Here is a 7,788-nt window from a genome sequence, read left to right as displayed (position 1 = left end):
CCGCGTCCAGGCGCTCCGCCTCGGTGAAGAACTTCAGCCAGCGCTGCTGCTCGGTTTCGACCGCGTCGGCGGCGAATTTGCTCAGTTCCAGCAGCCAGATGCCGCCGTGGTCCAGGAAGACGCGTCCGTGCTGGTCGCGCAGCCGGAATGCGTGGGCATAGTCCGGGTCATCCGCCAACAGGGTTTGACCCAGCAGCCAGATCGCGTACGTGGGGCGCAGCTTGCGGTAGCTCTCGCCCTCCTTGATCTGGGCGCTGTAGAGGTCGGCCCAACCGTAGAGGATGCGCGCCGGCAGATCACGATGGTTGAGGAGTTGGACCTCGACCTGATACATCTGCCCGGTCGCGTCGCGGGCCTTGACGTCGACCACGGTGAGCTTGTCGTCAAGGAATTCCTTTTCGTTATAGGGGTTCTGGATCTCCACCGCGGTGATGGGCCGGGGCAGCTCCGCGCCGAGGATGGCGTTGAGGAAATGGATCAGCAGGTCACGATTGGACTCTGCCCCCAGCAGGGCCTTGAAGACGCAGTCAACCTTGGGATCGATCGGATGGCGCATGGTGGCAGTGTAGACAGCCGTTACCGGTGCGACAAGGGACGGACACTGGTGGCGAATTGCGCCCACGAGGGCGCATCCGCCGCACCGGCTTCGCTCAGACCCGGAATATCTCACGCCAAGGCGCCAAGACGCCAAGGGTCTTCAAGGCGATAGCGAAACCGGAGGCGCTCGCGGAGTGACTGGGGTCACCGCAGCATTGCGCTCTTCTTGGCGTGCTTGGCGTGCTTGGCGACTTGGCGTGAGATCGGTTCTTTCCAGACTCCGCGGTCGGGAGCATTCGCCACCAGTGTCAGGGACGCGGTCCTGGCGCACCGCGCCCGGCGGGAGGCACCGACGGCTCAGCCGAGTCCCCTGCGCGGACCGCATTCCGCGCGGAACCAACCGACGCGCGTTCCGCGTCGGGTACTCGACCGGGTTTGATGTGGAACCAGGAATTGACGACGCTGCCGCGTCTCGCTAAATGCTGCCAGGTCTTGCAACCACACATGCGTGATTACAAGACCTGACCCCGAAACCGGGCGGCGGCAGATGATTATGGGTTATTGCCAAGCGCTTGAGAGAGGGTCGCGGAATCTATGTTCTCGGCTGTGAAAAGGATGTCCTCAAAATATTCCTTCGCCAATCGGCAAAGCGTCACGATGTTGGATTCACCGATAGGTGTACCAAGATGTTTTCCTGGTACTCCGATCAATTCTGTTACATAGAGGCCACTGCCAAGGCCAAGAGGGATTCTCCTAAAGGTCTTCTTTCCTTCATCCATTAAGGCAAAGTTTCCTTCTCCTGACATTACTAGTCGATAATTTCCAGCTGGCCATCCCGGCGGAAGCGTGTTGGACATCTGAATGCCGTAAATGCGAGCAGGATATCGTAGGTAGTTCTCATGGTTGTGTTTGTCGCGGTTTCCAATCCGGATAAGATATTCGAGTAGCTCGCCCTTCGCCTCTAACTCCTTCTTTCTATAGAGCCACCAGGCTTTTAGTTCCCAGTCGCGAGCCGCACAAACCTTCTGAATGGATTCTTTTAGTGAGTACAGTGTCGCGAGGTATGCAAAAAATAGGGAGCGGAATACCGGCCTGTTATCACGTGTTACCGGATCTGATAGGTAGTCGAAAAGGTGCTGAGCCTCTTCTAGCTTCGCTCTCGACTTTCCGAATCGTCCGGGAAATGGTCCAAGATACCAGCCTTCAGAAACGACTTGTTCATCAGAGAGCGTAGGATATGCAGCAAGGTAAGATTGGCATTCTCCAAGTATTTCCGGTCTGAAGATTATCAGCGCATCTTCTCTAGTTGGATGGGGAATTGGCTCCGCGTAGCGTGACTCACCAAGACACCTATTGATGGCATCCAATACCAGCTGAGCTTCCCTAATAGATGCGATTCTTTTGTACATTTTTAAGCCTAACGTAAAGGCTGGCACGCCGCCCGTTGCCGGGCCAGAGTACCCAAAAAGAAGCCAGGCTCGAATGGCACTGACTTAAGCTACGGCATAAATAAATCAGCGGCTTACAGTTGGATCGACAAGCAGTCACTTGAGTGGAAGCGGCATTTTCCGTGGTGGCTCCTGGCCCTTACCTGGTCCGCAACGTTTTTTCGGCCTTGATCATAAACTCGGCCACCGCGCGATCGGCACGGTCGTCGGTCCGCACGGCGGACCCTACAGGTCACGGTGTTACCGTAGGGTCCGCGGTGCGGACCGTCCGCGGCCGGCCGGAACGATGATCAAGGCCGGTTTTTCGGTCGATTCACTGCATCGCAACCAATTGTTTCTGTGATGCTTTCTCCTTAAGTCAGTGCCATTCGGGTCAGATCTCGCTTTGTAACATTTCAATGAGTGAAAAATGGCCTCCAGCGTAGGGACTCGGGGATGATGGGGTCACGGGGGGGATGAACGGACATGCGGACATGGGGGTCAGTTCTCGCCTTCTGGGATGCTACAATGCGAGAACTGACCCCGCATGACCTTCTTGAGATGCTGGTGAAAAAGGATTGGCTATTTATAGTGGCCAATGATCTCTGAGCCTTGCTAGTTCGCGTTGAAGATCACGCAGTTCCTTGTTGACGTCAGCGAGTTCTTCGAGGGTGTATTCGATCACCTGCTGTGCATTGGAAGTCGGAAGGCCAATCACGTTGACAACTTTGCTCTTATGCGCTTCAACACCCCAGCGACCATGGACCAGGTTGTTTCGCTGTTGCCGTACTAAATCCGTACGCTCGATCCAAGTTTCGTAAGCGCGCCGCCTGTTCGAGCCGGCAGGCAACTTTGCTGTGACATGCTTAGCTAATGCATCTAGTTTGGCCTTCAGATTGAGTGTTTCAACGGCCTTTGTTAGGCTCTCGATTTTTGCTCCACCGTCAACCCATACGAGGCATAGACCAAGATTTACGTCGAGCCTAGAGAATTCGAAAAGCATGTGTCCGAGCAAGGATGCTGCTTCATTCTCGAGCATTTCCCTGCGCGCCCAAAGTTCACCCAAGGTGATTTCGCTCATAGCCTAACGTGCAGCCTAAAGCGGCGCGCGCCTACAAGTCGCCTGCGAATTAGCACGACGTCCGTGGCGCACGCTCGGTTTTGAGGCGTAGGTTAGGCTATTCTTGGGTTTCATAATTGAGCCTGGCCATTTTCCCATTACATTTCTCCGTCGTCGGATTTAGACCCTTGCGACTTTGCTCATATAGTATTCAGTCTCATCAAGCCTCACTTGCCGCCATTCTTCGGCCTGTGTGAAATGTGCTTGATTGATGTTTCTTGGACCGATTGACTTGATCAAAAGCGCTTCGACATCAGAAATCAGCGATTCCGGTATTACTTCAGCAATTTCCGCCATCTCCTCTAAAACGCAAAGGCCGGTATTGTCCTTGTCCGGCAAAATTGAGCAGAAACCGAACCATGAAAAGCGATCCCATTTTTCCGCAAGGTGATCAGACAAATGATCTTTCAGGCGCTTTCCGAGGCCCTGTCGTTTTGTGAGTCCAACGTAATAAGGACCGTATTCGCAGTAGAGCACATAGATGCCTTGCTGATTTCGAAAATCCGCGAGCCGTATTTTAGGCAAGTTACTACCTATACGTCCGAGTAAGCGAAACGCACCCCTTGCACCTTTACCAGGATTCCAGTCAATTTCGTCTGCACGCCAGAATAGACCAAAGCTGTGAATAAACATTCCGCTATCCGTTGTGAGGTCTGGCGTTGGTCGGAACGTCAGGGACCAAGACCCAACCAGACGCAATGAAAGCCAACACGACGCGTCGGAAAAAGGCCCTCATCAATATAGATACGAAGTGATCTTGAAACCGTGATTTGGGTCACGCTTTGGTGATTCTCTTGCCGTGTCCGTCTCGGCTCGACCGATGTCAGGGTCGCGCAAGGCCCGGAAATCTGGAACTGCTGGCCTGAGTTTGGTCGGCGGGTGCATATGCTGACGGGGCTGCCGTTCACCGGGGTGATCCATGCATAAAACCACCGATTAGTCAGCCCCCTTGGGCGTCTTGGCGAGAAAGGCATAGATCGTCGCCGCCATTTTCCGATACCCCTCGGCATTCGGGTGGATCTGGTCGGCACAGAGCTCCGGTCGGCTCAAGATCTCCGAAAACACCGCCTCGACGAGCGGAACACCTTCTTCCTGCGCCAACTCCCGGTAAATCGGCGCGTCGCTCTTGGCGCCGGACACGACTCCGAACAGCGAGAATTGCGGCACCGCCACGAGCACGGCTTGCGCGCCGCTCTGCCTCACGGACTGGACGATGCGGCGCACATCGTCCTTGACGGCGGCTTGTGGTCGCCGTTGCAGGAAGTCGTTGCCGCCGATTTCGATGACGACCAGGGCCGGTTGGTATTGGGTGAGCACCGCTTCGATGCGGTCGCGTGCGCGCTCGGCTGTATCGCCGGGGACCCCGGCGTTAACGACCGTCCAGCCGCTGAGCCCGGCCAACCGACTGGGCCAGTCCTCCCCCGCCGCGGCGCCGATCCCAGAGGTGACGCTGTCGCCGAACGCCACCACGATCGCCTCGGGCGGGATGGGCGTCGGCTTCGGCAGCCGATCGCAGGCAGTCGGCAACCAGGCGCAGAGCAGGATGGCAACGAACGCTCGACGGCGCATCATTCAGGCTCCTTTATCACGTCCAGCGGCGCGATCAGGTCGCGCCGGTCGTGCTTTCATCATCGCACACGCGCGCCCTTGCGGTATCCTGCCGACATGACAGCCAGCAATTCCGAATTTAGGCGACATCGCGCGGCCCCTGGTGGATGCGGCGCGCCCGACCGCGGTACAAGGTCCCCGATAACAAGCGGCGCGCCTTATCCACCCTACAACGGAGCCGGTTTTCTAGGGTGGATAAGCGTAGCGCATCCACCATCAGCCTCGCTGCCGGCACGCCGCCCGGCGGCGACCACCGAAATTTGGAACTGCTGCATGACAGCAACGTCGCGCCGACACCGCATCGCCACGGGTGCCACCAGCCCAGCGATCAGGCAGCGCGGCGGATCGCGCGGCACCTTGCCCCCACCAGCAGCACTTAAAGTCCCATGCCCGAGACACTCGTCGACCTGATCCGCCACGGTGAACCGGTGGGCGGCCCGCGCTTCCGCGGCAATGGCGCCAATGACGCGCTGTCCGCCACCGGCTGGGCGCAACTGCGCGCCGCGCTCGGCGACGCCCACCCCTGGGATCAGGTGATCAGTTCGCCTATGGCACGCTGCTACCCTTTCGCTCAGGAACTGGCCGGGCGCCATGGGCTGCCGCTCGCCGTCGAACCCGCGCTGATCGAGATCGGCATGGGCACCTGGGAGGGCCGCACCCATACCGAGGTGGCGGCGACCGAGGGTGCGGCCTACACGGCGATGTATCAGGACCCGGTCGCCCACCGCCCGCCGGGCGGTGAATCACTCGACGCCTTTGCGGCACGTGTCGCCCCGGCCTACGAGCGCCAAGTCGCTGCCCATCCGGGGCGCCACCTGCTGATCGTCTGCCACTCCGGGGTCATGCGCGCCCTGGTGGGCCATCTGCTGCGCGCCGATGCCGAGCGCTGGTACCGGATGCGGATCGACTATGCCGGCATCATGCGGGTGCGCCACGGGCGCTTCGGACCCGCCATCGAGTGCATCAATGCGCGCACCCTGCCAAGTTGAAGCGTCCGTCCTTGCGTTCTTGATCTGGGACAAGTCGACCCGCCCGCTCATGATCCCGGTCAGTTTGCCGTGCCGGCGGCCTTGATCCAGCGCAATCAACTCAAGAATAACCGGTGACCTGGAACGCGCCGACAAGGTCTTAGTCTATACTTAACGGCTTTCCCTTTTTCCAGGGACTCCGGTCTACCCCCTCATGAGACACCAGACAGACGACCTGCGCATTCGCGCAATCACCCAGGTGAGCCCGCCCGCGGAGCTTCACGAGAAATACCCGCTATCGGAACAGGCGTCCACCACGGTCTTTGAGACGCGCCGGGCGATTCAGCGCATCCTGCATGGGGAGGACGACCGGCTGCTGGTCGTGGTCGGGCCCTGCTCGGTACACGATACCCAGGCGGCGCGGGAATACGCCGCACGCCTCCTGCCGGTCCGCGAGGCGCTCAGCGCGGACCTGCTGATCGTCATGCGGGTCTATTTCGAAAAACCCCGTACCACCGTGGGGTGGAAAGGGTTGATCAATGATCCGAACCTGGACGGCAGCTTTGAGATCAACAAGGGTCTGTGCCTGGCGCGCAAGCTGCTGCTCGATCTGGCCGAGTCGGGAATGCCGGCGGGAACCGAATACCTGGACCTGATCAGCCCCCAATACATCGCGGATCTGGTGAGTTGGGGAGCGATCGGCGCCCGCACGACCGAGAGCCAGGGCCACCGTGAACTGGCCTCCGGGTTGTCCTGCCCGGTCGGCTTCAAGAACGGCACCGACGGGGATGTGAAGGTCGCTATCGACGCCATCCACGCCGCGGCCCGGCCCCATGTATTCATGTCGGTCACCAAGGAAGGGCAATCGGCGATCTTCACCACCGGCGGTAACGCCGACACGCACATCATCCTGCGCGGCGGTCACCGCCCCAACTACGATACCGAAAGCGTCAACATCGCCGCTGAGCAGATCATCGAGGCGGGTCTCACCCCCAAGATCATGATCGACTTCAGCCACGCCAACAGCCGCAAGAAGCCGGAGAAGCAGATCCAGGTGTGCCAGGACGTGGCCGGCCAGATCGCGCGCGGCGACCGCCGCATCATCGGCACCATGATCGAGAGCCATCTGGTCGGCGGACGCCAGGACCTCGATGCCGTCACCGGCCTGGTCTATGGGCAGAGCGTGACCGACGCCTGCGTGAGCTGGACCGATACCGAACCGATGCTGCGACAACTGGCGGAGGCCGCCGCCCGACGCCGGGGCACGGTGTAGGGCGAATGCCGGCGGGCTGATCCGCCATGACGCAATGCTGTTTGGTTCAGTCCGAAGCATGACCTGCGACCGGCTTTTCGCTGGACAGGCGCCTGCCGCCGCCCCGCGCGATCCGGTTCAGGAGGAACGCCGCCAGGGCGAAACAACCGGTCCCCAGCGCCGTCAGCGACTGCTCCAGCCAATGCAGGGCCAGGGTCTTGGGGGTGGCCATGGCGATCGGCTGCAGGGCGAAGATCATCGCCAGGTTGACGGCGAACAAGGCCGCGACCGACCACCGACGCAGTCGCAGGGAGGCGCCGATCAGCAGGACACTCACCGCCAGATTGCTCAGACTCGCCAGCAGCAGCAAGGGCAGAAACCAGCCCCGCGGGGTCGCAAACACCCATTGACGGAGCGCGGCGGCGGTGAATGCGAGGCCGATCACAACCAGCGCCGCGGACCACAACCCGCGCGGGCGAACCAGTCCACCCTGAACGCCCGACGGACGGTCACGCCGGCGGCGGGTCGCACCCCAGAGTGCAGCGGCCAAGAGCGCGAATCCGGGGGCCATCAACGGAAACAGTGCATTGGACAACCAGACGAGATCGATCCCGCTGACGGCGGCAATCAACTTCCAGGCCGCCTTCGCCAATCCGCCCGCCAGGATGAGCGCGCCGCCGGCGAGTGCCAGGGGGTGGTTCGCCGCGTCCTGCGACTCCACGTAACGGGCGAGATACCACAGGGCGACCCCCGTCAGCATAACCGGGAGAAAGTTGTAAACTGCGAGGGTAACGGGGAAATCAGGCATGTCGGTGACTCGCATGTCAGGTTCCGGGATGATCGCACAACCGACCAGCCGGAAGGTGAAAACGCGCC

8 protein-coding genes are annotated in these 7,788 nt (G+C 60.1%); 2 read left to right on the top strand and 6 right to left on the bottom strand.

Annotated elements, in window-relative coordinates; genetic code table 11:
- The 5 genes from A39O_RS0122140 to A39O_RS0122125 form a co-directional block, all read right to left on the bottom strand.
- A partial coding sequence (locus A39O_RS0122140; RefSeq protein WP_020506855.1) for an Rpn family recombination-promoting nuclease/putative transposase occupies positions 1 to 556 on the bottom strand: 556 nt, incomplete at its 3' end.
- Positions 557 to 1,088: 532 nt separating this feature from the next.
- Positions 1,089 to 1,946 carry a hypothetical protein gene (locus A39O_RS41120; protein ID WP_157640326.1) on the bottom strand — a complete coding sequence of 286 codons (858 nt, stop codon included), beginning with the start codon at positions 1,944 to 1,946 and terminating at the stop codon, positions 1,089 to 1,091.
- 604 nt (positions 1,947 to 2,550) lie between these two features.
- On the bottom strand, positions 2,551 to 3,045 hold the full coding sequence (locus A39O_RS41115; RefSeq protein ID WP_157640325.1) for a hypothetical protein: 495 nt from the start codon (positions 3,043 to 3,045) through the stop codon (positions 2,551 to 2,553).
- Positions 3,046 to 3,204: 159 nt separating this feature from the next.
- Entirely contained in the window at positions 3,205 to 3,717 is a 513-nt protein-coding gene (locus tag A39O_RS0122130; protein WP_026199640.1) for a GIY-YIG nuclease family protein, read from the bottom strand.
- A gap of 303 nt (positions 3,718 to 4,020) precedes the next feature.
- Positions 4,021 to 4,653, bottom strand: a complete 633-nt coding sequence (locus tag A39O_RS0122125) for a GDSL-type esterase/lipase family protein (protein ID WP_040528461.1) — start codon at positions 4,651 to 4,653, stop codon at positions 4,021 to 4,023.
- Between the two features lie 425 nt (positions 4,654 to 5,078).
- Between A39O_RS0122125 and A39O_RS0122120 the strand changes: the two genes are divergently transcribed.
- Entirely contained in the window at positions 5,079 to 5,681 is a 603-nt protein-coding gene (locus A39O_RS0122120; RefSeq protein ID WP_020506850.1) for a histidine phosphatase family protein, read from the top strand.
- A gap of 193 nt (positions 5,682 to 5,874) precedes the next feature.
- Positions 5,875 to 6,933: a 3-deoxy-7-phosphoheptulonate synthase gene (locus tag A39O_RS0122115; protein WP_020506849.1), complete on the top strand. Its 1,059-nt coding sequence runs from the start codon at positions 5,875 to 5,877 to the stop codon at positions 6,931 to 6,933.
- A 46-nt stretch (positions 6,934 to 6,979) separates the two neighbouring features.
- Here A39O_RS0122115 and A39O_RS0122110 read toward each other — a convergent pair whose 3' ends face one another.
- Positions 6,980 to 7,720, bottom strand: a complete 741-nt coding sequence (locus A39O_RS0122110; protein ID WP_211211674.1) for a hypothetical protein — start codon at positions 7,718 to 7,720, stop codon at positions 6,980 to 6,982.
- Positions 7,721 to 7,788: the final 68 nt, after the last annotated feature.

The sequence above is a fragment of the Lamprocystis purpurea DSM 4197 genome, from assembly GCF_000379525.1.
Classification (GTDB): Bacteria; Pseudomonadota; Gammaproteobacteria; order Chromatiales; family Chromatiaceae; genus Thiodictyon; species Thiodictyon purpureum.
The sequence above is the reverse complement of the archived record's forward strand: the minus strand, read 5'-3'. Positions and strand labels throughout refer to the sequence as shown.